Genomic DNA, 25965 nt, shown 5'->3' with positions numbered 1-25965 from the left:
AGCTAAAGGGCGTTGATCGAGTAGCGTGTGTGACCCCTACAGGGTCAAACGTTTATAGAAAGTCCGTAGTTACTATAGACATTTGACCCTGTAGGGGTCACACAAGCTAACTCCAAGTAATCCATTACTAAAACTTGTAAGATTTTATAAATCAGGTAAAAATTAAGGGGTTGCTGTAGGCATAGCCTGGTTAACAAACTCCTGTTTTGCCCCCAGAGCCAGCGTTTTAATCCTGGGAATCAGGACTAACAACAGCACAAACGCCAATGGATATAGCAGTCCTGACGCAATCCAGAGGGGTGTATACGAGTATCGTTGAATAACTACGCCCATTAGCGGGTTGAGCAATAAACTTGAAACGGCCCCCGCTGTTCCCGAAAGCCCGACCACTGTTGAGGTGGCCTTCTGACCGAACATATCGGAAATTGACGTGATGTAATTAGTGATCCAGAATCCATGCGCAAACATGAATACCGCCATCAGCGCCACGGCTACCTCTACCGACGAAACCCATGAAATAGCGGGTGCCGAAAGCGTTAACAAAGCCGCAATGCCCATCACCGTTTTTCGGGCTTTATTGATCGAATACTGGTGAGCGATTAATTGGCCCGAAAACCAGCCGCCGAGAATATTGGCAATACCCAGGGCCAAAAAGGGAATCCAGAACAGCTTACCAATCTGGTCAAACGAGACATTCCGAACCGAACTGAGGTACTTCGGAATCCAGAACATCATGAAATAAAACACCGGATCGAGCAGAAACCGGATGATGATGAACACCCAGGTAGGTCGTTTTTTGAGTAACTCGAGAAAAGAAACGGTCTCTTTGGGGCCAGATTCTAACTGAGCCAAACTCGCCATGTTTTCTTTCTTCCAGGGCGTTACTAACCAGGCAATTACCCACACAATGCCAATAAGTCCGGGGATTAGGAAGCCACCACGCCAGCCATAATTGGTAGATAACCAGATGGTTAGGGGAGGGGCGACTACGGCACCAATGGCTGAACCTCCAATGGCGATCCCGTTGGCCAGTGCCCGCTCTTCTTTGTCGAACCATCGGTAAACTGTCCAGGCGGCTCCCGGGAAACAGCCCCCTTCGCCCATGCCCAGAAAGAACCGGAAGGTCAGTAATTGCGAAAAGGTATTCATGACCGCATGCAGGCTGTTAGCTACCGACCATACCCCCACCGAAATTGCCAGCCCCAGTTTACCACCCACCCGGTCAATGAGCCAGCCGCCAAGCGTGAACATAATGGCGTAGCTAATCAGGAAGCTGGTATTGATCAGGCCGTATTGCACGTCTGTAATATGAAACTCCTGCTGGATCTTGAGAATCGCAATCGACAGCACCTGACGATCCAGAAAGCTCAGACCTGTAGCAATGAAAAGCAGGAAAACGATCAGCCAGCGGAGATTTTTAGTCATACTACTTAACGCACTAAGTTAATGTTGACAAAGATATAAGTGTAAAAGCTCTAAAGTCAATAGTTATGGTATTTTTTTTTAATCAAATAGAAATAATTCCGTAGCATGTGGATGGTGGAACGCTATTTTTTATGAATCTTAGGGTCAACTATGATTTTTGCAGGCCACTACCCAATGAAGCTGTTTAAACTTTTCAAATTAACCGCAAAGAACGCTAAGGCAAAGCGCGCAAAGAAATTCAGTCAGCAAACTCAGCGTTCTTTGCGACTTTGTCTCAGCGCTCTCTGCAGTTAAACTAAAGCGCATTGGAGATATAAAAAATAAAGTTTAAACAGGTTCAATGATAAAATTACTCCTTTTAGTATTCAGTTTGCTGGCAACGAATGATGCGTTTTCGCAGGTAAAACCAACCCGAACCCGCCTGTTCGACGACGATTGGCGGTTTTTGAAAGACAGCATAGTCAACGTAGAACAGCCTAGCTACAATGACGTTAACTGGCGAAGGCTTGACTTACCGCACGATTGGAGTATCGAAGATTTGCCAGGCCAGATGCCTAATCAGGTAGCTGGTCCATTTTCGCGCGCCAGCGTAGGAGGCACGTCGACCGGCTACGCCGTTGGGGGAGTAGGCTGGTATCGCAAATCATTTACGATAAATCCGTCAGAAGCTGGAAAGATGGTTGGTATTCAATTCGATGGGGCCTATATGGAAACGGATGTCTGGTTGAACGGTCATCATCTGGGTTATCATCCTTATGGCTATACGTCGTTTGGCTATGACCTGACTCCGCATCTATTGCCATCCGGGCAAATGAATGTACTGGCAGTTCGCGTAAAGAATTTGGGCCAAAATAGTCGCTGGTATACTGGTTCGGGCATCTACCGGCACGTTTGGCTAACTGTTGCCGAAGCCGTGCATATTATCCCGATGGGGGTGTCGATCACAACCCCGCAGGTTTCTGGTAAAACGGCTCAAATCCAGAATATTACCACAATTTCAAATAGTACCGGAAAGTCGATGCCAATTTCGGTGCAAACGACCCTGATGGCCCCGAATGGGAAGTCGGTCGGGACAAGTCGGCAGGAAATTACCGTATCGGGCAATGGTCGAGTAGATTGTAAACAACTCGTGTCTGTGGCTAATCCGCAGCTGTGGTCGCCCGAAACGCCTTGGTTGTATCGGACTAAAGTGGTTCTGATAGCGGGAAAAAAACGATTGGATAGTGTAACAACTACGTTTGGTATTCGGTCAATCCAGGTCGATGCCAAACGTGGCTTTGTGCTGAACGGGAAACGGGTATTACTGAAAGGTGGCTGTGTTCACCACGATAATGGCCCATTGGGTGCCGTTGCCATTGACCGGGCTGAAGAACGGAAAGTGGAACTGCTGAAAGCCAACGGATTCAATGCCGTTCGGACGAGTCATAATCCGCCTTCTACCGCTTTTCTGGATGCCTGCGACCAGCTGGGCCTACTGGTCATCGATGAGGCATTCGATATGTGGCAGCGACCCAAGAAGCCACAGGACTATCACCGCTTTTTCGACGAATGGGGACAGCGCGATCTGGAAGCCATGATTCTTCGCGACCGAAATCATCCATCGGTCATTCTGTGGAGCATCGGCAACGAAATCAACGAACGGGCCGATCCATCGGGCCTTATCATTACGAAACAGTTGGCTGATGCAGTGCATCGGCTGGACCCAACGCGTCCGGTTACAGAAGCTCTTTGTGTATTCTGGGAGCATCCTGGTAAAGTTTGGGAAGACTCCGATAAGGCCTTTGCCTTGCTGGATGTGGGCGGTTATAATTACGAATGGAAGCACTATGAGTCCGATCATCAGCGCCATCCAGATCGAGTTATATTGGGCACAGAAACCTTCGCAAAGGAAGCGTTTGAAAACTGGCAGCAGGTTGAAAAACACCCGTATGTGATTGGTGATTTTGTCTGGACTGCCATGGATTACATGGGCGAAACGGCTATTGGACATGCATTGCTTCAGCCAAAGTCGGCCAAAGACAGTACCCGAGCGGTGTTGCCGTGGCCCTGGTTTAATGCCTGGTGTGGAGACCTGGATCTGATCGGGTTTAAAAAGCCGCAATCCTACTATCGGGATGTGGTCTGGCGTAATCGACCCATTGCAATGGCTGTTCACAGTCCGATACCTGACGGGATGAAGGAAACCGTTACCAATTGGGGCTGGCCGGATGAACACCAAAGCTGGTCGTGGGCAGGGGCCGAAGGGAAGCCGCTTCAGGTGCGGGTTTTCTCACGTAGTTCGCTGGTTCGACTGGAGTTGAACGGCAAACTCATTGGCGAAAAACACCTATCCGACAGCACCATTACGGCGACATTTACGGTTCCGTATCAGCCGGGTAGACTCAAAGCAACAAGCTTTGACAAAGGGCGATTATCAGGCTCCACCGAATTGATCACTGTCGGAAAGCCCCACCATCTTCGGCTAATAGCTGACCGATCGGTTATCCGAGCCGATCGATCTGATTTGTCGTTTGTATCGGTGGAGGTGGTCGATGCGAACGAAAATCGGGTTCCTGATGCGGCTGTTCCGATCTCCTTTCAGTTACTGGGCGTTGGTGAATTAGCGGGTGTCGGCTCGGCGAACCCGACGGATTTGAGCAGTTTTCAGGCCCTTCAAAAAACAACGTTTCAGGGTAGATGTCTGGCTATTATTCGACCTAAGGGAAGGGTAGGGGTTATTTCCATACAGGCTACAGCCCCTAATTTACAAGCGGCAGTAAGGGTTATCAACGTTAAGGAAAATTAGCTTTTCAGACGTGTGTTTACTTGTATAATAACCTGCGTAAGAGAACGGCCTGATAAAGATACTTAGACTTCCAAGTTACTAGTTAGTGACTCTTTCGTCTAAGCACTAGAACTAGCTTTACTACAAAGGAAATACCTCATTTTTCTAGTAAAGGTATTCTAAATCAGAGCTATATGCCTGCACTCAACATGGTTTTACTAAGTCGGGGCCACCCTTTTTTAGGGTGATTGCTTACGTATAGGCGTAACCGAAAGAGGAGTAGTATGAATTTTGCTTGTATATTTTTTCGTATTTAGTATCACTACGTAACTTGAATTTGCTATTCTATGAGAATTTACCAGGCCCTTATTATTGAGGACTCTCCACTTTTTGTGGAATTAATAAAGGGTGAATTAGCGAGAATCCCTTTTTTTGATGAGCCTACGGTAGCAACAACAACAGCTGAGGCAAAACAGGCGCTTAAACAAAAACAGTTCGATTTGTTACTAGTCGATATCGAACTTGGAGGTGAGTCCAGCCTGTCATTATTTTCACCCAATGGCAACTTCATTCCCAAAATTGCTATTACGAGCCATGCTGATTACGCCGTTCAGTGTTATGATTTAGGATTTTCCGATTACCTGCTCAAGCCCTTTACCTCAGAGCGGTTTATGCGAGCCATCAATATGAGCATGGGGATACAGATTAATAAGGCCATTTATACCGCCAAAGACTTTATATTTCTTAAAGCCGGTCGGCAGTATCAACGGTTTTCCTTAAATGAAATCGATTATATTGAAGGGTACGGTATCTACAGTAAGCTATACAGCAACCAACAGATTACTATTGTCAATGAATCGCTTGCGTCTTTGGTTGAACGATTGCCAGACAACCAGTTCATGCGGGTGCATAAATCCTTCTTGGTCAATATCGGTAACGTAACAAGCTATGGCCATAATCAACTTTATATTGGCCAACTAAAGGTGCCGATTGGCCAGTCTTATAAGCAGAAGTTCGAAAGCTTTTTCCAGCTTTTCTATCATGATGTTTTCCCTGTCAGAGAGAAAGTAGAGTAAAGTATATAACACCAATTAGTGTTCGTCCAAGTTAGTTTCTACTAGATTCTATGTGCCCTGATTTTCAGTCTAATGAACTCTAAAGAATCTACCAGAATGCTTTCTGCGTTCCACCATAGGGAGTACTATAGTAGTCGTGAAAAAGCAGTTACCAATCACTGGATGTTCTATGTTTTAAATGCTTCGAAACAGTAGAAAATAGAAAGAATATAACTTACAGGAGGAAAAACGTACTGTATGCTACGAATCCTTGGTGGTATATCCCTGCTTCTACTCGTTGGTAGTGCAACCGCTCCCGAACCTATACTCCGCTTCAATCGCTATTTTGTGGCTGCCGAAAGCTACGAGTCAGTAGGTGTGTTTGATGTTGACAAAAACGATACCCTCGATATTGTATCCGGCGACTTCTGGTATGAAGGACCGCGCTTTCGTAACCGGCACCTGATTGGAAATGAACCCCGAAAAGATCAGTATTACGACGATTTTTCGACCATTCCGCTCGATGTTAACGGCGATGGCCGTATGGATTTCATAACCGGTGGCTGGTTTGATCAGACATTACGCTGGGTCGAAAATCCAGCAAAAAAAGATAGTCAGTGGCCGTTACACGAGATTGGCAAAGTTGGTAATGTAGAAACGACACGCGCCTGGGATGTAGATGGCGACGGTACCATTGACATTGTACCGAATAACCCGAACAATCCGCTCAAATACATCAAACTGGTAAGTCCCGGTGTCTTCAAGACGGTAACAGTCGCTCCAACCCAGGGACATGGTCTGGGATTTGGGGATATTAACGGCGATGGTCGAGGGGATTTAATTGTCAGTGATGGCTGGCTCGAAGCACCTGTAGACCGGGAGTCTGGTCCTTGGAAGTTACATAAAGAGTTTGCTTTTGGCACGGCCAGCGTTCCCATTATTGTGACAGATGTAAATGGCGATCAGCGCAATGACATTATAGTAGGGCAGGGCCACAGTTATGGCTTACACTGGTACGAACAGACTCGTGATGCCAGTGGACAACGCGGTTGGACAAAGCACCTGATTGATGACAAAAATTCCCAGTACCATTGCCTGGAATGGATAGATATTACAGGCGATGGCCGCCCGGAACTGCTAACGGGTAAGCGCTTCCGGGCTCATAACGGCCGGGATCCCGGCGAAGAAGATCCTGTTGGGCTGTATTATTTCACCTGGGATACGTCGAAAAAACAGTTTGTGAAGCACGACATTGCCTATGGTCAGGCAGGGGTGGGCAAAGGAACGGGTATTTATTTTGCCGTAGCTGATTTGCACAAAACCGGTCGAAAAGACATTGTTGTGGCTGGTAAAGATGGGTTAGTTGTATTTTTTAACGAAGGACTCCCGAAAAAATAGTTAGTGTTAGCCTATATGCGTAGTAGTTTTTAGCGTATTTTTATCAATTGGATTGATCGCTTATCGTAACTACTACCTCTATGCAGCGTGCTCAATTAAAAGAGTTTTACGGCTATGGGCTTATCGTTTTTGTCCTTTTAGCCGTACAGGTTTATTCTGTTTATATTGCCGCAACAACGGATCTGGCGTTGACCTGGAAACATTATGCCGGATTTGGGGCAACGGCTCTGGCGGGTCTATTGTGGGCAATTCGTAAACCCCACTACCTATTCTACGCGCTCGGGCTCACGCTTATTTTGGGGTATGAAAATCTTATCGGGTTTACACCTACGCTCGATTTTACAGCTACCCGGTATTACATTAATAACATAGCATTTCCGGTGTCGTATCAGGATTTTTCCATGTATATGCTACTGATCTGGGCGTATGTAGCGCACGCACGATTAAAGACAATGGTGCAGTCGTTGCTAGTGAAGTAAGTAATCGGTGGAATAAGTGAAATGGGTGGAACGAGTAAACAGGTAGTTGATACCTATTTCACTTACTCCACCCACTTTACTTATTCCACTAAATCCTACGCGTTTAACGACCAGCCTTGGCGGTACTCGCGCTTAACGAACTGGTTAGCCTCGTCGAAATTCGTGATTTTCATGTTTTTACCATCCCAGGTCAGTTGTTTCCGGCCAGGATAGTTGAAGCCTTTTCCGTCGGCTTTGGGCGTGCGAACGTTATAGCTACGGATGGCTAAGTTACCCATCAGAACGGATTCGGTCAGTGGTCCGGCAAAATCAAATGACGAAGTCAGTGCTTTGTGCTCTTTGCTGTTGAAACCGGCTTTACACGCTTCGGTCCACAATACCTGGTGTCCATTTTCTGGCAATGGTTTGGAGCCATCGGCAGGTTTTGGTTTCGGATCACCAACTATTTTCTGGCCATCTTTAGTGTAGAGCTTTGGATCTTCACCGTACATGCCACAGATTAGCAATCCTTTGTCGCCGTGAATGAGTACGCCGTTTTCACCATTTTCTGGCATAGGTTCACCGGCTGGCAGCATCTCTGGACGGAACGGACGAATACCCCCATCTTCCCAGATCATTTTTACCACCGACTTATTTTTGGCCGTTGCCGGGAATTTCAACTCCACGTGCGACGACGGTGGGCAACCTTCAGGAATGTACTCAGGTGTCCAGTCTTTGATAAATACCTGTCCAACGCTGGTTTCAACTTCGGTTGGGTAACCCAGGCCGAGTACGCGGAACGGGGTATCCATGATGTGGCAACCGATGTCGCCCAACGCGCCAGCACCAAAGTTCCACCAGCCACGCCATTTGAATGGGTGATAGGCAGGCGTGTAGCCAACTTTTTGAGCGGGTCCGAGCCAAAGATCCCAATCCAGATCGACAGGAGTTTCGGAGGCTGGTTGTGGAACCGGAATACCTTGTGGCCAAACGGGTCGGTTGGTCCAGAGGTTAACGGTGTGCACCGTTCCCAACAGTCCTTTGTCGAACCATTCCACCATTTGTTTCTGCTGTGGATTAGACGATCCCTGGTTACCCATTTGGGTAACAACCTTGTATTTACGAGCGGCTTCGGTGAGCATACGTGCTTCGTAAATGTTGTGTGTCAGGGGTTTCTGTACATACACGTGCTTGCCGCGCTGCATGGCTGCCATCGCTACAACAGCGTGCGTATGGTCGGCGGTTGATACGGTAACGGCGTCAATGGCTTTGCCTTCCTTATCCAGCATCTCCCGGAAATCCTTGTACCGTTTTGCGTTGGGGTGCTTGGTGAAGTTTTCTTTAACGCGGGGGAGGCCCCAGTCTACATCGCACAGCGCCACAATGTTGTTGGCTCCGTTGTTGTATGAGTTATTGGTATCACTGAACCCTTTACCGCCAAAACCGACACCGGCAATGTTGAGTTTGTCGCTGGGTGCAATAAAACCTTTGCCACCGAGTACATGGCGAGGTACAATAAAGAAACTGGTAGCCGCTAACGCGCTAGCCTGAATGAATTGCCGTCTCGAAGTTGTGCCTGGGCTGTTTTGCTCAGGCGTAGAGTTATCTGACTGATTCATGAGAAAATGAATAGGAGTTCTAACTGATAAGAATATATACGGCGAAATTTACCCAAAAGGCTACTATGATTTTTCAACTACAGATAAATCTGGCGATGTACTCAGTGGTTACAGCGATTTGCGCACAATAAGCCGGAACGGGTTTTCTACGTGTTCGACACTGGCGTTCAGGACTAAGCGAGCGGCTGTTCGGCCCATTTGGGCGAAATCGGTGGAGATCACGGTAATTCCATCCAGTAAAAACTCTTTCAGGGGCGTATCATTGTAGGAAAGAATGCCCACTTCCTGACCAACAATATAAGGCGTTTCTTTTATGCGCTTGATGAGCTCGACCAGATCTTCTTCCATTAGATTGATATAGGCGTGGCCTGGCTGAATGACCTCATTCTGAACGGTATTGATCACCCTGGTTTTAAACCCGTGCTCATAACAGAATTTGTAAAATCCGTTCAGAATGGCCTTGGGGTGGTAACTATACGAAGGAAATAACATGCCCAGGGTCGAGTACTTTTTCAGCAGTGGGAGTGCATCGGTTAGTGACTGATACAGGTCGCGTTCGAAATTCTGGAATACTGCCCCATAGCTGCCCGTTATCCCCTCCACTAACTTATCCAGAATAATTAATTTGTGCTTTGGTAAACTGTTGATCAACTCATCGGCTTTTTCGCCACCCTCAAAAAAATGGCCGATGATCACGTAATGTGTATGATTACGAGCCTGCCGCTGAATCAAATCCCGAAACAGCCGAAAGTCATTGTTGTAGATAAAAAAGTCAATAGCCACACCCGGTCCCAGTAGTTCAACAAAGGAGTCGTAAATGATTTTTTTGTGGGCGCTTAACTTGTTGAATAACAGGAATATTTTCAGGTTGTTTCCGGTGGGCGTGTAGTTAATGTAAAAACCTTTTCCTTTTACCGCGCCAATAATTTCCTTCTCTTTCAGGAGTTCGTATGCCCGCTCGATCGTACCCTTCGAGATATCGAATTCGGCACACAGTTCATGGATAGACGGTAGTTTGTCGCCCGGCAGAATATCCCGATTTTCAATTCCTTCGACAATCGAATTATAAATCTGCTGGTATTTGGGTGTATTTGAATAGTCGTTAATCTTTATGTGATAAAGCATGGGCTATTGGTTTCGTACAAAAAAATACTCTTAATGGTCAAAATACTAGGACAGTATAGGAAAGTCTCTGGGTAACGACCGCCTACTTTCAGCCTTCATTAGACAAAAGCGATCAAGCACTAATACTAATCATATAACCTATCTAATTACTCAGTTATGCTATCAGCTATCAAAGCCTATCGACACGTCAGTTACTTATGGGATGAAGAAAAAGCGGCCTCTCTGGCTAATGCCGATCCACAGGAGCAGGAAGTTGCTTTACTGCTTTATCGCTCCAATTTGTTGGGGGCCGATTTGCGTCTTACCAACTACGGCGGAGGCAATACATCCTGCAAAACCACGGCCCGCGATCCACTCACCGGGAAGCCTACCGAAGTAATGTGGATAAAAGGTTCCGGGGGCGATATTGGCACCCTCACACGTGGTGGACTGGCGGCTCTGTATATGAATCGATTGCATAGTCTTAAAGAAGTATACCGGGGCCTTGAATTTGAAGACGAAATGGTTGAGTTGTTCAATTACAGTATTTTCGATTTAGCCTCTAAAGCCCCCTCTATCGACACACCGCTACACGGTTTTTTGCCTTATAAGCACATCGACCACCTTCACCCCGATGCGGCCATTGCTATTGCAGCGGCCAAAGATGGTAAACGGATTACGGAAGAATTATTCAATGGGGCTATTGGCTGGGTCGACTGGCAGCGGCCGGGCTTCGATCTGGGCCTGAAACTGGAGCAGTGCATCACCGAAAATCCCAACCTACGGGGAATTATGTTAGGCTCTCACGGCCTGTTCACCTGGGGCGACACGGCCTATGAAAGTTACGTGAATACCCTCGACGTTATTGAAACCTGCGCCCAGTTTCTGGAAGATAGCTATACGAAGAATGGGACTCAATTTGGTGGCGCAATCCGAGAATCCTTACCGAAAGAAGAAAGAACGACGCAGGCAGCCCAACTGGCACCTATTCTACGAGGACTGTGTTCGAGCCAGAACCGCATGATCGGCCATTTTACCGACGATGATCGGGTGCTGGAATTCATCAACTCGGCCGATCTCGACCGGCTGGCTCCAATGGGCACCAGTTGCCCGGATCACTTTCTGCGCACGAAGATCAGCCCGCTTGTGCTGGAATTGGCTCCCGATCAGGACGTGACCGATGGCACTGCGATTCGGGAGCAATTGACGCCTGCTTTCGAGGCCTATCGCGACATGTATCAGGCGTATTATGATACGTGTAAGCATCCTAACTCCCCAGCTATTCGCGATAAAAATCCGGTCGTTATTCTCTGGCCGGGCGTTGGTATGTTCACCTTCGCGAAGGATAAACAGACGGCTCGTGTGGCGGCTGAGTTCTATATCAATGCCATCAATGTGATGAAGGGGGCCGAAGCCATTTCGGGTTATACCTCGTTGCCTCGCCAGGAAGCTTTTGATATTGAATACTGGTTGCTGGAGGAAGCCAAGCTCTCGCGAATGCCCAAGCCCAAGCCATTGACCGGCAAGGTCGCGCTCATTACGGGTAGCGCGGGCGGCATTGGAAAGGCGATAGCCAAAAAGTTTGCGGATGAAGGGGCCTGCGTGGTGATCAATGATAATGATGCCGACCGGCTTTCATCGGCCAACGACGAATTTCGGAAACAATACGGCAGAGATACGCATACAATAGCCCAGCTCGACGTGACCAGCGCCGACGCAATAGCAGGTGCCTACAAGACGGCTAGTTTAGCCTTTGGCGGTGTCGATATTGTGGTCAATTGTGCGGGCTTGTCCATCTCCAAGCCTATTGAAGAGCATACCGAGGCCGATTGGGATTTGCTGTATGATGTGCTCGTAAAAGGACAGTTTTTGGTTACCCAACAAGGCGTTGCCATCATGCGCAAACAGGATTTGGGGGGCGATGTACTCAATATCGTCAGTAAAAACGCATTGGTTTCTGGTCCGAATAATGCCGGATATGGTTCGGCCAAAGCGGCCCAACTGCACCTGAGCCGATTGAATGCCGCCGAACTGGGGAAAGACCATATTCGCGTCAATGTGGTTAATCCAGATGCGGTTATTTCGGATTCTAAAATCTGGGCGGGTGCCTGGGCTGAAGGTCGTGCCAAAGCCTATGGTGTAACGGTAGCCGAATTACCCGCCTATTACGCTAAACGGACTCTGCTGAACGAAATCATCCTGCCCGAAGATATTGCCAATGCCTGTCTGGCCTTTGTGAATGGCCTATTAAGCAAATCGACAGGTAATGTACTTAATGTAGATGGAGGGGTTGCCATGGCCTTTGTCAGGTAACGGCAGTAAATCAGAGACTTCGAGTACTTTTTTCGACGTGATAGCAATCTTAACTGAATCGTTTTGGCTCTGGCAATTTCTGGGCCGTTTACATCCACTAATCGTTCATTTTCCGGTTGGACTTTTGTGCATAGCCTTATTGCTCGAAGTTGTCGGTTGGTTTCGTAAGTCGAATGAGATGCAGGCAGGCATCCGGGCTATGGTCTGGGTTGGGGCCATCAGTTCGGTGGTGGCCGCGGCTCTGGGATTGGTATTAGTAAATCAGGACGATTACGGGGGCAGTACCGTAACCATTCACCAATGGTCGGGATTAGCAACGATGGCCCTGGCGATAGGGACGGTACTCGCGCTACGGAGTGGTCGTATCGAGTTATATCGAAGCTTGTTGTTCATAACGGTCGTTGGGGTGAGTCTGGCCGGACATTATGGGGCCATGCTCACCCACGGCGACGATTATCTGAGCAGCGTACTGCCGTTTGGCAAGGGGGCTGGCAGTAGTCCAGTAGGGGAGGAGTCGAAATTTGCCTTTGCGAGTGCGACTGCTGGCCAACCCCTAAACGACAAGCAGATCGGAGAATTGAACCTGGAAGTCCGGTCCATTCTGGCGCATAATTGCTACAGTTGTCATAGCGCTACTAAAACGAAAGGTGGTTTGCGGCTGGACAAAAAAGAGTTCGTGATGAAAGGGGGCGAGGATGGCGAGATTTTAGTAGCTGGACACCCCAAAAAGAGCGATATAATCCGACGCATCAAACTCCCGGCTGGTCACGACGATGCCATGCCGACCAAAGGTAAGCGCCTGTCCGACCACGACATTGCTCTGCTCGAATTCTGGATTCAACAGGGTGCGCCCTGGCCAAGTGGTGCCGAAAAAAGCATTTATCGGGTAGCTGATTTAGAGCCACGCCTGCCTGCTTTGCCTGACGCTCCGGCTGGTATTACAAACCCCGTTGACCGCTTCGTGAACGTCTATTTTCAGCAACACAAACTTGCCTGGAAAAACGTCGTAGACGATCGTACGTACATGCGCCGGGTTTATCTGGATGTGGTAGGATTGCTCCCAAGCCCCGAAAAGCTAAAAGCCTTTGAAGCCGATCCCCGACCCAACAAGCGGGAGCTTCTGGTCAACGAATTGCTCGGTCGGAATACGGATTATGCCCAGCACTGGCTAACATTCTGGAACGATGCGCTCCGCAATGATTACACGGGTACTGGCTACATTACCGGCGGGCGGTTTGATATCACGACCTGGCTGTACAACTCGCTGAAAACGAACAAACCGTACAACCAGTTTGTCCGGGAACTTGTGAGTCCAACCAAAGAGTCGGCGGGGTTTATTAAAGGGATAAAATGGCGCGGAACTATCAATTCGAGCCAACGGACGGAGATGCAGGCGGCTCAAAACGTGTCGCAGGTGTTGTTGGGACTGAATCTGAAATGTGCTTCCTGCCACGACAGCTTTATCAGCGACTGGAAACTGGCCGATGCGTACGCCTTTGCCAATGTGTTTGCCGATACAACGCTGGAAATCAACCGGTGTGATAAACCTACGGGCAAACTCGCTGGGACCAAAATTATTTTTGAGAAACTAGGGACAATCAACGGCAAGGCCACTACCGACGAACGACTCCGCGAACTGGCTAATTTTCTGGTTCAGCCCAAAGATGGTCGCTTATATCGCACCGTTGTGAACCGGATTTGGGCGCAGGTAATGGGCCGGGGTATTATCGAACCTGTCGATATGATGGATAACGAACCCTGGAGTCAGGATTTACTTGACTGGCTGGCATCTGATTTTGCTACGAACGGCTACGATATCAAGAAGCTGATGTTTACTATTCTGACTTCCAAAACGTATCAGTTGCCCTCCGTTGGTCTTAAAGATGCTGAGCTGATTACATCGCCCAACTTTGTTTTTCAGGGTATGGTACGACGTCGGCTTACGGCTGAGCAGTTTGCCGATGCAGTGAGTCTGGCGTTCAGTCCGATCTACGTAGATACCTCCATTGTGGAGAAGCAGTTTCCGAAACAACTCAAGAAGGAAATGCCCTTCCCACGAGCATCGTTGGTGAAGAATGATCCATTCCTAACGGCCCTGGGTCGGCCAAATCGCGAAACGGTTAGCACTAGTCGGTCGTCGCAGGCCAACCTGTTGCAGGCACTGGAATTGACCAACGGCGAGAAATTCAACGACGCGCTTAAACGGGGTGCCCAGCAATGGAAAGCTACTTATCCTACCTCAGATGCACTGGTGAAAAACCTGTACTGGAAAGCCCTGGGCCGCGAGCCAAAGCCAAACGAATTAGCCATTGCTCAGAAAATTGTTGGGAAGAACCCGACTACAGAAGGCATTCAGGATCTGGTCTGGGCCATCAGCCTGCATCCTGAATTTCAGTTGATTTACTGAGTTTTTGACACAGATGTGATGTCAGGTTCTTCAACCTGATATAGTTGTAGTGATGTCAGATGCTTACATCTGACAATTTAGGTTTCTCAAAACCTCCCGGTGTCGGTTATAAGTAACCGACATCACAAATGTCAAAGTAAAAAATAACGTATCGTACCTTATAACTACCTGATGTACAAACGGTAGATTTAGGTATTTCAGAGAGCGCAACAACATGAAAACGTACTGGAATAGACGGGAGTTTCTACAGAAAACAAGTGCGGCTACAATGGCAGCTTTTGCGGCTGGCGCTCCCATGTCGAGTCTGCTATCGGGTTGTAGTCCGTCAAAGAAGCCGGGCCAGAAAAACGGAACGGCAGATACCGTGATTCTGCTTTGGATGGCGGGTGGCATGGCTCATACCGAAACCTTCGATCCCAAACGCTATACGCCGTTTCAGAAGGGTATGGAGGGTAATCGGGTTCTGAGTACGTTCAAGCCCGTGCCAACGGTGCTGGATGGCATTCACTTTTCGGAAGGACTCGAATCCATTGGCAAGGTCATGGATAAGGGAACATTGATCAGGTCGTATGTAGCTGCCGATATGGGGCATATTCTGCACTCGCGTCATCAGTACCATTGGCACACCTGCTACGAGCCGCCCCAAACGGTAGCGGCTCCACATTTAGGTTCCTGGATCGCGAAAGAGCTAGGCCCGAAAAATCCAGTAATTCCAGCCTTTGTCGATATTGGCCAGCGGTTCACGGTGGGTGAAGCCGAAGAGCTGAAAGCGTTCCATACCGCTGGTTTTCTGGGCAATGAATTTGGGCCATTCTTTATTCCCGATCCGAGTCAGGGACTGGAAAGCGTTCGGCCACCGGTGGGTATGGATGCTAAACGGTTTGAGCGCCGAAATCAACTCTACAATGACCTGATCAGTAACGGCCCGATGGGTGAGTTCGGCAGCGATTACCAGAAAGAATCGCTCAAACGCTCGATGGAGCAGGCATATATGCTCCTTAATTCGCCCGAAGCCAAGGCGTTTGATCTGAGCAAAGAACCCAAAGCCAGCTACGACATTTACAACACAGGTAAGTTCGGGCTGGGTTGCCTGCTCGCCCGCCGACTGACCGAACAGGGTGCCCGGTTCATCAGCGTTACCACAGAATATGAACCGTTTAAGGGTTGGGATACGCACGAAAATGGCCATACGCGTCTGGAGGACATGAAAAAGCAGATCGACGGCCCCATCGCACAACTGATTAAAGATCTAGATAAAACCGGACATCTCGACCGTACTATGGTGATACTGGCGAGTGAATTTAGCCGGGATATGATGGTTGAAGGGCGGCCAGGGGCTAAAGTACTGGAACAGGTCAATCAGCCGGATATTCTGTCTGACCTGAAATTCTACGGCATGCACCGTCATTTTACCGACGGTTGTTCTATTCTCATGTTTGGTGGCGGTATAAAAAAGGGCTTTGTTTATGGTAAAACCGCCGACGAACGTCCCTGCAAAACCATCGAAAATCCGGTGCGTATCGACGGAATTCACCAAACGATTTATCACGCATTAGGCATTGCGCCAGATACGCATTATGAGGTGGAGAAACGCCCGTTTTATTCAACTCCCGATGGGTTAGGTAAACCCGTCATGGACTTGCTGGTGTGAGGATTGGGTAAAAAAATATTAACCACAAAGGCACAGAGAACACAGAGATTTAACCATCAAAAAGTTAGGCATTTAAAACGCTGTATTCTCTGTGCCTCTGTGGTTAAAAAGAATACGACTAACAGTACTTTAGTAAACAAATCGTTGTTATGCGAATGAGTCCATACTATTTGCTGGCTGTGATTGCGGGATTGGTGTGGTATATGCAATCCTGCACGACGAGTTCTGGTAATCATACGGGATCGGAGGCCATTCCGGACGTGGTTAGCTATAACTTCGATATCCGGCCTATTCTTTCGGATAAATGCCTAGCGTGTCATGGCCCGGATGCCAATAAGCGCGAAGCTGGCCTTCGGCTCGATATGGCCGAAAGTGCCTATAAAGCCTTGAAGGAGCATCCGTCAGCGCATGCCTTGGTACCCGGAAAGCCAGAATTGTCGGAAGTGTTTTTGCGGATCAGCTCGACCGACACGGCGACGATGATGCCTCCGCCCTCGTCGAATTTAAAACTGTCGGCGCGCGAAATAAAACTCATCGAGAAATGGATTCAGCAGGGAGCAACCTACGAAAAACACTGGGCGTTTGTCGCCCCGAAGAAACCAGCAATCCCGCAGGTAAAACAAACCGACTGGCCCAGAAACGAAATTGATTATTTCATTCTGCAAAAACAGGAAGAGAAGGGGATAAAACCCAACGACGAAGCCGATAAAGAGAGGTTGCTGAAGCGGTTAAATCTGGATTTGGTTGGGTTGCCGCCGAGCCTGCAACTAATGGATAGTTTTCTGGCCGATAAGAGTGCTAATGCCTATGAGAAAGTTGTCGATCAATTATTGAAGAACCCGGCCTACGGCGAAAAAATGGCCCTGCATTGGCTGGATTTGGCCCGATATGCCGATTCGCACGGGTATCAGGACGATGGCTACCGAACACAGTGGCCCTGGCGGGATTGGGTGATTCATGCGTTCAACAAAAACATGCATTACAACGATTTCGTGACCTGGCAATTGGCGGGCGACTTGATGCCTAATTCCACAAAAGAGCAACTGCTCGCAACAGGCTTCAATCGGAATCACAAAATAACCGAGGAAGGGGGCACGATTCCCGAAGAATACCGGACCATGTATGTAACGGATCGGAATGATCTGTTCGGCAAGGGATTATTGGGCGTAACCATCGAATGCGCGCATTGTCACGACCATAAATACGATCCATTCTCGCACAAAGAATATTACCAGCTTTTCGCGTTTTTCAATAATGTGAAGGAAGTGGGTATCGAATCGGTGATTGGTGGGCCTGATACCTACGCCAAGAAACCGCTGATGGAAATCTGTGATGAAGACATTCAAAGCATTTTGTCGTTCGTCAATAAACGGGATACCAACCGCCTAATCGTGTCGGTGATGGGTGATCTGGATACAACCCGGAAAACATTTGTACTGAAACGGGGCGCATATGATGCGCCCGGCGAAGAAGTTCAACCCGGAACGCCCAAAGCAATTTTACCCTTCAACGAAAGCTATCCCAAAAACCGACTAGGCTTGTCGAAGTGGCTGTTCGACAAAAAGAATCCGCTGGCAGCCCGCGTCTATGTCAATCATTTATGGCAGGAATTTTTTGGAAAAGGTATCGTTAAAACCTCCGGCGATTTTGGCATGCAGGGTGATTTGCCAACGCACCCTGCTCTCCTCGACTGGCTGGCTGTTGATTTTATGGATCACGGCTGGGATATCAAACGACTGGTTAAGCAAATGGTGACCTCGGCCACCTATCGTCAATCCGCCAAAATTACCCCGGATAAGCTAGCCGCCGACCCCGATAACGTGCTGCTGGCACGGGGGCCACGTTATCGTATTGATGCTGAATTTGTCAAAGATTTAGTGCTGAGCAGCAGTGGCTTATTGAATCCAACCATTGGCGGGCCAAGTGTAAAACCGTATCAGCCTGCCGGATTGTGGGAGGGTGCTACATCGGGCCGAGGGTTGCTTTCTGCATACAATCAGGATCATGGCTCAAGCCTGTATCGGCGCGGTATGTACACGCTCATTAAGCGCACCGTTCCCCCGCCTTCAATGGCAATTTTCGATGCCAGCAACCGCGACCTCTGTGAGGTCAGACGCCTGAAAACCAACACACCTTTGCAGGCTTTAGTCATGCTCAACGACCCAACGGTGTTGGAAGCGTCTCGAGTATTAGCCGCCCGACTATTGCAGGAAAATAGTGCGGTGAACGATAAGATCAATAAAGCCTTTCGGCTGATCGTGAGTCGGAAACCAAACGAAAAAGAAACCGATCTGCTAACGGCGTACTACGAGAAGGAGTTGAAAAAGCTGACGCCAGCAAATACGGAGAAATCGTTGGCGATTGGTGAATACCCCATTCCCGCGCAAATTGATAAGACCAAGCTTGCCGCCCTGATGCGGGTGGTAACGACCATTTATAATCTGGAAGAAACCATTACCAAGTCGTAAGAATTTTCGACAGGATTTACAGGATGAACAGGATTTAAAAAGAGAATGAGAAAATCCTGTTCATCCTGTAAATCCTGTCGAATAATCATTTCCCGATATGGAAAAAGAAATTCTCGAACACGGTCTGAATTTTAACCGGCGTCGCTTCCTCTCCCGATTGAGTTTGGGATTAGGCAGCGCGGCTCTGGGTTCGTTGCTGATTCCCGATCTGTTCAGTGGAAACGGGATGGACGAAGAGGGGCTAACGCCCGGAATCCCACATTTCGCTCCGAAGGCAAAACGAGTGATTTACCTCTTCCAGAACGGAGCCCCGTCGCAACAGGAATTGTTTGATTACAAGCCTAAACTGCGGGAGATGATGGGGCAGGAGATACCCCCTTCGGTGCGCGGGACGCAACGGCTAACGGGCATGACGGCCAATCAGAAAGAGTTTCCGCTGGTGGGTTCGTTTGTTGATTTTAAGCAATATGGCCAGTCACGGGCATGGGTCAGTGATCTGTTCCCGTACACGGCCAAAATTGTAGATGATCTCTGCATCGTGAAATCCATGTTTACGGAGGCCATCAACCATGACCCAGCGCTCACCTTTTTGCAAACCGGTTCGCAGCAGGGGAACCGGCCGAGTATGGGATCATGGTTGAGTTACGGGCTGGGTAACGAAAATAAAAACCTCCCCAATTTCACCGTATTGCTATCGCGGGGAATTGGCAACGGGCAGGGCGTATACTCCAAACTCTGGTCGAATGGGTTCCTGGACTCCATTCATCAGGGCGTTCAGTTCAGCAAGGGCGAAGATCCCGTTTTATACCTCCGCGACCCCGATGGCATGAATCGGCAGGATCGTCGGGATATGCTCGATAATCTGGCTCAACTCAATGATCTGTCGTATCAGGAGTTTGGTGATCCCGAGATAACGGCCAAGGTGAAGCAGTACGAAATGGCGTACCGAATGCAAACGGCGGTTCCTGAAGTCATGGATTTATCGAAGGAGCCGGACGATATAATCAAGCTCTACGGTCCCGATTGCCTTGTGCCGGGTACGTTTGCCGCCAACTGCCTGCTGGCCCGAAAATTATCGGAAAATGGGGTTCGCTTTGTTCAGTTGTACCATCAAGGCTGGGATCAGCATGGAAATCTACCATTTGAGATCGCCAAGCAAGCGAAAGACGTCGACCAGGCATCGGCTGCGTTGGTTACTGACCTGAAACAACGGGGCTTACTGGACGAAACCCTGGTGATCTGGGGCGGGGAGTTTGGCCGTACCAGCTATACGCAGGGCAAACTGACCAAGGATAATTACGGTCGCGATCACCATCCCCGATGCTTCACGATCTGGATGGCGGGCGGTGGGATCAAACCCGGCATCGTATATGGAGAGACAGATGAGATGGGTTATAATATCATCAAAGACCCCGTCCATGTGCATGATTTTCAGGCTACGGTGCTGAACCAAATGGGCCTTAACCATGAGAAGCTGATCTTCAAACACCTGGGCCGTCGATACCGATTGACCGATGTTTCCGGGAAAGTGGTGCACGATATTATTGCCTGATTTTTCTTTGACAGGATTACATGATTAACAGGATTTTCAATGAGTTACTGTTTCCTATCGCTATCCTGTTAATCCTGTAATCCTGTCAAAAAATTGAAATGAATAAAAGGCTCATTGGGTTTGCAGAACAGGCGTTGTTTGCCTCGACAATCTTCATCCTGTTTTTGTTGGTCTTCAACAACAGATTCGTTGTCCCTCTTTGGCTACAACCATTGGGGCGAATGCATCCATTACTGCTCCACTTCCCAATTGTGATTTTGTTTCTGGCCATGATTATGGAAGCTTTCCGCTTTCGGATGGCTAGTGCTGCGAACCCTGCCGTTTCGGAGTTTTATCGGGATTTTCTGAGTGGGTTACTACTTCTTGGCGCGTTATCGGCTGGGGTTACGGTCATTATGGGTTTGTTTTTATCCAAAGAAGATGGCTACAGCGGACAGGCGCTTCAGTGGCATAAATGGTCGGGCGTGGGTATCTTTTTTCTGGCAACGCTTGTTTACTGGATGCGTACTAAATCATGGTACACAGCCCGGATTGCCCAGCTTGGAGCATTAACAACGGTGCTATTTTTGGTTGGGGCAGGACACTACGGAGCCACCTTAACTCACGGCGATAATTTCCTATTCGAACCGGTAAGCAGTCGATTCAAACCGGCTCCAGTTGCGCTTGATAAGGCACTCGTTTATGACGATGTGATTCAACCTATTTTCGAACAGAAGTGTATCAGTTGCCATAATGAAGATAAACTGAAAGGACAGTTGAATCTTGCTTCAGTTGAGGCTATGTTGAAAGGTGGCAAAACGGGTAAGCTATTCGTGGCCGGGAAGCCCGACATGAGCTTACTCCTGCAACGAATTCACCTGCCAATGGACGAAAAGAAGCATATGCCACCGTCGGGAAAAACCCAGCTTACTCCACAGGAAATGGCCTTGTTAGCTCTGTGGATAAAAAGCAATGCCGAACATAAAAAGAAAGTAATCGACTTGCCCCCCACCGACTCGTTGCGCCTGATGGCAACTGCCTTGTTCAAACCTGTTGATCAAGTTGACGAGTTTGAGTTCGATGCTGCTGATGAAGAGCTAGTTAACGGGTTAAATAACGATTATCGCACGGTGGCCCCATTGGCCAGGGAATCCCCTGCGCTGGCGGTCAATCTCTATAATAAAGCGTCGTACACGCCCGAAAAACTGGCTGAACTAAGCCCCGTGAAAGAGCAGATTGTCTATCTGAATCTTAACAAAATGCCGGTTAAAGATGCTGATTTGAAACGGATCAGCGAGTTTGAGAATCTTAGGAAACTTGACCTCAATTTTACCGATATAAACGGGGCCGGTTTGGCCGAACTAGCCGCGCTAAAGCAGTTGCACACGCTTGCGCTATCAGGTACCAACGTGACGTATGATGCGCTGCAAAAACAACTGAGTAGCTTGAAGCAACTGAAAACAATTTCGCTTTGGGAAACAAAATTGACTCCTTCCCAGATCGAGCAATTGCAAAAGGCCAACAAGCGTATTCAATTCATTGCTGGATTTGACGGCGCCAAAAGCGAACCCATTAAGTTGAACCCACCGCAAATAAAAAACAGCTCAACTATATTTACCCAAGCCATAGCGCTCCAATTAAAACACCCGATTAAAGGCGTTGATATTCGCTATACAACCGATGGCACGGAGCCCGATAGTATTCACTCGCCACTATTTACCAATCAAACCACACTTACCCAGCCAACCCTGATCAAGGCGAAGGCCTACAAGACAGGTTGGTATGGTAGCAATGTGGCAACGTTCGATTTTTATAAGAGTACGTATAAACCCGACAGTGTGAATTTGCTCCTGCCACTCAATCCGGTTCATCAGGCCGATGGTGCTCACACGTTTTTTGATGGTCGACTGGGTACGTTCAATGCCAACAGCCCGGCTTGGGCCAATAACTGGGCGGGGTTCCGAAAAAATGACATGGCGCTGGTGTCGGAATTTAAAAAGCCAGTCACGGTATCCTCTGTTGCCTTACGGGTTATGGTTGAGGAAGAAACCGGTATCTTCCCGCCAGGCACGGTTGAGATTTGGGGAGGAAACAGTAGAGAGCATATGAAACTAATCGCCACCTTCAAACCTGACCAACCCATCAAAAAAAGTCCCCCAACATTAAAAGCGGTTAGCTGTTCCTTTAAACCACAAACGCTTTCCTTTCTGAAGATTATAGCCAGACCAGTCAATCCACTTCCCGACTGGCATGCCAACAAAGGAAAGCAAGCCTTACTGCTTGTTGATGAGGTATTTATCAATTAGAGTTAACTAACTTACTCTGCTTAATTCTCCACGTTGTAGTTGATTAGGTGACTGATAATTAGTCGCTAATAACCTCTTGTTTCTTAAATAAGAAAACAAACCATCAAATAGTAATAGATAATTTTTATAAATAATTGCACCAAAGGTGGGTAGGTATGGGAAAGTTGGTGGGGTATGATTGGTAATATTTGGGCATTAAACTGACTTTTTCCTGAATCTTCTTAACTAATTAACCTTATCACCTATCTAATACTTTTATGAAAAGACTCTATCAGTTAGTGGCACTAAGTATGGTGGCCGGCTCATTTTCAAGCTTTGCTCAGGAGCCCAAAGGGGTGTTAAAAAAAGAGCATCTGCTTCCCACAGAGTTACTGGCGCGAAATACCCCAAGCCAACATCGGGAAGTAACGGCCGACATTATCGTATCGGGTAAAGTAGTCGATGAGAAAGGGGCCGGATTGCCAGGTGTGAGTGTAGTCGTTAAAGGCACTACACAGGGTACAAATACCGATGGTACAGGTAGTTTCAAAATTTCAGCGCCCAACACCAACGCGACGCTTGTATTTAGTTTTGTTGGGTATGGCCGGAAAGAAGTAATTATTGGTAATCAAACATCGATCAACGTTACCTTAGCTCCCGATGACCAAACCCTGAATGAAGTGGTTGTGGTTGGTTATGGTAGTCAGATAAAGAAGGAAATTACGGGTGCCGTGCAAACGGTAAGTGCAGCAGAAATTAAAGATTTACCTGTTTCACAGATCGGCCAGAAACTACAGGGCCGATTAGCGGGTGTGCAGATCAACCAGGCCACGGGTAAACCGGGTCAGGGTATCAGTATCCGTATTCGGGGTCAGGTGTCGGTTTCGGCAGGTAGCGATCCGCTGTACGTAATTGATGGTTTTCCAATCACAGGGAATATTGCCCAGCTTAACCCGGATGAGATTGAGGATCTTTCGATTTTGAAAGACGCTGCTTCTACTTCGTTGTATGGTTCGCGAGCGGCCAACGGAGTTGTGCTGATTACCACTAAAAAAGGGAAACCGGGTCAGACAAACATCAGCTTTAGCGCCTATGCAGGTGTGCAGCAGGTACCGATGAAAGGCAGGGTGAAAATGCTGAATGCCGTTCAGTTTGCTCAGTTCAAAAAAGAATACTATGAAGACCAGTTGCAAACCGTACCGGATATATTTAAAAATCCTTCTGACTACGAAGGAAAAAATAACGACTGGTATGATGCGTTGCTGCGGCAGGCGCCCATTCAAAGCTATAACCTGAGTATTTCTAATAATACAGCCAAGTCCAATACATCGTTGGTAGCCGGTATCTTCAATCAGGATGGGGTGGTACTGAACAACAAATACAAACGATACTCGCTGCGTCTTAACTCAAACTATAATCTATCAGATCGGGTAACGGTTGGCTTTAACGTAGCTCCTTCCTACGTGTTCGACAATACACCCCGTACGGATGGTGATCGAGGAACCGGAATTCTGTTCAATGCCCTGCACACCTGGCCCGTTATGCCTATTTACGATGCCAATGGCGAACTAACTAAATTTAATAAATTTCCAGACAATACAGGTAATATTTTTGCTTATCCGAACTGGGTACGAGCCGCCAACGAGCTGATTAACGAGACAAAGAACACCAACCTCTTGGCGAATGCGTATATACAATACCGGCCGATTACGGGGTTGACTCTTCGGTCTACGATGAACATAGAGTACCAAAACTCTAAATTCTTCTTCTTTAACCCATCAACAGCGACAAGTGCTATCAACGTACCGATTCCAACAACGGCTGTTTCGATTCGGCAGGGTTTAGAAAATACCTCTTGGCTGAACGAAAACCTGGCAACCTATACCCGCAGCGTTGGCGAGCATAACTTTGAGTTACTGGCTGGTTTTACCAATCAGTTTTATCGACAGGAATTCAGCCGGATTCAGGCCGATACGTATGCCGATGACCGGCTTCCAACTATTCAGGGAGCGCTCAACATAAACCGGGGTGGTACAAACAATGGTGTCAATCAATGGACATTAACCTCCTACCTGTCTCGTTTAACCTATAATTACAAAGGCAAATACCTCTTTACGGCAGCTGTTCGAACAGATGGATCGTCTCGATTTGGTGCGAACAATCAGTTTGGTACCTTCCCATCGGCTTCGGTAGGTTGGGTATTATCGGACGAAGATTTCATGAAAACAGTTATGCCTGTTTCGTTTGCCAAAATTCGGGCTAGTTATGGTGTAATCGGTAATAACAACATTGGTAACTATACGTCTTATGCGTTGGTGAACAATACAACCAATGCCGTATTTGGTAGCACGGTGGCTACGGGAGCGGTTGTTACGTCGTTAGCTAACCCCAATTTAGGCTGGGAAACTACTCGGCAGTTTGATATAGGGCTTGATCTGGGTTTGTTGAACGACCGTATCCAGTTCATCTACGATTTTTATACGAAACGTACGACGAATCTGCTCTATGCCGTACAGGTGCCGCAGGAATCTGGCTTCACGAACTTCAATGACAACATTGGCGAAATTAAGTTCTGGGGTCATGAATTCTCGCTAACATCCAAAAACACAGTAGGTAAACTGAAATGGACAACCAATGCCAACATTTCGTTTAACCGCAATCTGGTCGTTTCGCTGGCTCCTGGTATCGACCGCGTATATGGTGGCACGGGTTTCCACATTACACAGGTTGGTAAGCCTTTCGGCCAATTCTATGGTTTGGTTAAAGAGGGTTATTATCAGACGGCTGAAGAACTCAAGAGTTCTCCCATCATTCCAGGTCGTTCGGCCATTGGTACAATCAAGTTTAAGGATGTAAATGGCGATGGGGTTATCACGAACGGTGGCGATGCCGACGACCGGACCATTCTTGGAAGCCCATTCCCAAAATTCACCTACGGGATTACCAATGACCTGAAATACGGCAATTTTGACTTCTCGATTACGGGTTCTGGCTCTTATGGTAACCAACTCTGGGTACGCCATTTGTATAGTACGGCTAATCTGGATGCCGTATTCAACATGGTTGAGGGTGTAAAAGACCGTTTCCGGGTTCAAAATACCATGATCAACGGTGTTGGCGTAGCCACCAATGTAATTACCAAAGGAGCAGGTCAGTTTGGTGCAACGAATAATGGTGGGAACTTCACTGGTATTGAGCGCGACTGGCATAGTTCGCAGTTCCTGGCTGATGCATCATTTTTTACCATCAAAAACATAACGTTGGGCTATAATATAGGGGCGGTCAATAAGCTCTTTAAGTCGGCACGGGTCTATGCGTCGGCTCAACAGGTCTATATATTTACGAAATACTGGGGTGGTCCGAACCCAGAAACCAGTGGCAACGGTGCAGGCGATGGACCTGGCGACAATTTGAGTCAGGGCGTTGATTTCTCGAACTACCCAGTTCCACGTACCTATACATTGGGCGTTAACCTAAACTTTTAATT

General features: G+C 47.9%; 14 protein-coding genes. 11 read left to right on the top strand and 3 right to left on the bottom strand.

Annotated elements, in window-relative coordinates; all coding sequences use genetic code 11:
* Positions 1 to 162 precede the first annotated feature (162 nt).
* Positions 163 to 1425: an MFS transporter gene (locus ACYVGO_RS12080; protein WP_460969483.1), complete on the bottom strand. Its 1263-nt coding sequence runs from the start codon at positions 1423 to 1425 to the stop codon at positions 163 to 165.
* Between the two features lie 340 nt (positions 1426 to 1765).
* On the opposite strand from ACYVGO_RS12080, the gene ACYVGO_RS12075 reads away from it, so the two are divergent.
* The 4 genes from ACYVGO_RS12075 (at position 1766) to ACYVGO_RS12060 (ending at position 7121) form a co-directional block, all read left to right on the top strand.
* Positions 1766 to 4210 (top strand): glycoside hydrolase family 2 TIM barrel-domain containing protein, encoded by a 2445-nt coding sequence (locus tag ACYVGO_RS12075; protein WP_460969482.1) that lies wholly within the window; start codon positions 1766 to 1768, stop codon positions 4208 to 4210.
* A gap of 326 nt (positions 4211 to 4536) precedes the next feature.
* The gene (locus tag ACYVGO_RS12070) at positions 4537 to 5265 is read left to right on the top strand and encodes a LytR/AlgR family response regulator transcription factor (protein ID WP_142771327.1); all 729 of its coding nucleotides are present in this window, start codon (positions 4537 to 4539) and stop codon (positions 5263 to 5265) included.
* A gap of 237 nt (positions 5266 to 5502) precedes the next feature.
* Complete coding sequence (locus tag ACYVGO_RS12065) at positions 5503 to 6642, top strand: FG-GAP repeat domain-containing protein (protein ID WP_460969481.1); 1140 nt, start codon at positions 5503 to 5505, stop codon at positions 6640 to 6642.
* An 80-nt stretch (positions 6643 to 6722) separates the two neighbouring features.
* Positions 6723 to 7121, top strand: coding sequence for a hypothetical protein (locus tag ACYVGO_RS12060; protein WP_460969480.1), 399 nt, complete (start codon positions 6723 to 6725; stop codon positions 7119 to 7121).
* Positions 7122 to 7216: 95 nt separating this feature from the next.
* On the opposite strand, the gene ACYVGO_RS12055 is transcribed toward ACYVGO_RS12060, so the two are convergent.
* Together ACYVGO_RS12055 and ACYVGO_RS12050 are read right to left on the bottom strand one after the other, a co-directional pair.
* A complete protein-coding gene (locus tag ACYVGO_RS12055) occupies positions 7217 to 8719 on the bottom strand; it encodes a Gfo/Idh/MocA family protein (protein WP_142771330.1) in 1503 nt (500 codons plus the stop codon).
* Positions 8720 to 8827: 108 nt separating this feature from the next.
* Positions 8828 to 9844 carry a GntR family transcriptional regulator gene (locus tag ACYVGO_RS12050; RefSeq protein WP_142771331.1) on the bottom strand — a complete coding sequence of 339 codons (1017 nt, stop codon included), beginning with the start codon at positions 9842 to 9844 and terminating at the stop codon, positions 8828 to 8830.
* 156 nt (positions 9845 to 10000) lie between these two features.
* Here ACYVGO_RS12050 and ACYVGO_RS12045 point away from each other — a divergent pair, with 156 nt between their 5' ends.
* The 7 genes from ACYVGO_RS12045 (at position 10001) to ACYVGO_RS12015 (ending at position 25963) form a co-directional block, all read left to right on the top strand.
* Positions 10001 to 12136, top strand: a complete 2136-nt coding sequence (locus tag ACYVGO_RS12045; protein ID WP_460969479.1) for a bifunctional aldolase/short-chain dehydrogenase — start codon at positions 10001 to 10003, stop codon at positions 12134 to 12136.
* Between the two features lie 40 nt (positions 12137 to 12176).
* Positions 12177 to 14543: a DUF1549 domain-containing protein gene (locus tag ACYVGO_RS12040; protein ID WP_460969785.1), complete on the top strand. Its 2367-nt coding sequence runs from the start codon at positions 12177 to 12179 to the stop codon at positions 14541 to 14543.
* A 214-nt stretch (positions 14544 to 14757) separates the two neighbouring features.
* On the top strand, positions 14758 to 16194 hold the full coding sequence (locus ACYVGO_RS12035; RefSeq protein ID WP_460969478.1) for a DUF1501 domain-containing protein: 1437 nt from the start codon (positions 14758 to 14760) through the stop codon (positions 16192 to 16194).
* Positions 16195 to 16349: 155 nt separating this feature from the next.
* Positions 16350 to 18662 (top strand): PSD1 and planctomycete cytochrome C domain-containing protein, encoded by a 2313-nt coding sequence (locus ACYVGO_RS12030; protein WP_460969477.1) that lies wholly within the window; start codon positions 16350 to 16352, stop codon positions 18660 to 18662.
* 97 nt (positions 18663 to 18759) lie between these two features.
* Complete coding sequence (locus ACYVGO_RS12025) at positions 18760 to 20214, top strand: DUF1501 domain-containing protein (RefSeq protein ID WP_460969476.1); 1455 nt, start codon at positions 18760 to 18762, stop codon at positions 20212 to 20214.
* A gap of 221 nt (positions 20215 to 20435) precedes the next feature.
* Complete coding sequence (locus ACYVGO_RS12020) at positions 20436 to 22499, top strand: c-type cytochrome domain-containing protein (protein WP_460969475.1); 2064 nt, start codon at positions 20436 to 20438, stop codon at positions 22497 to 22499.
* Between the two features lie 257 nt (positions 22500 to 22756).
* Positions 22757 to 25963, top strand: a complete 3207-nt coding sequence (locus tag ACYVGO_RS12015) for a SusC/RagA family TonB-linked outer membrane protein (RefSeq protein WP_460969474.1) — start codon at positions 22757 to 22759, stop codon at positions 25961 to 25963.
* Positions 25964 to 25965 lie beyond the last annotated feature (2 nt).

The organism is Spirosoma migulaei (genome assembly GCF_054776855.1).
The sequence above is the reverse complement of the archived record's forward strand: the minus strand, read 5'-3'. Positions and strand labels throughout refer to the sequence as shown.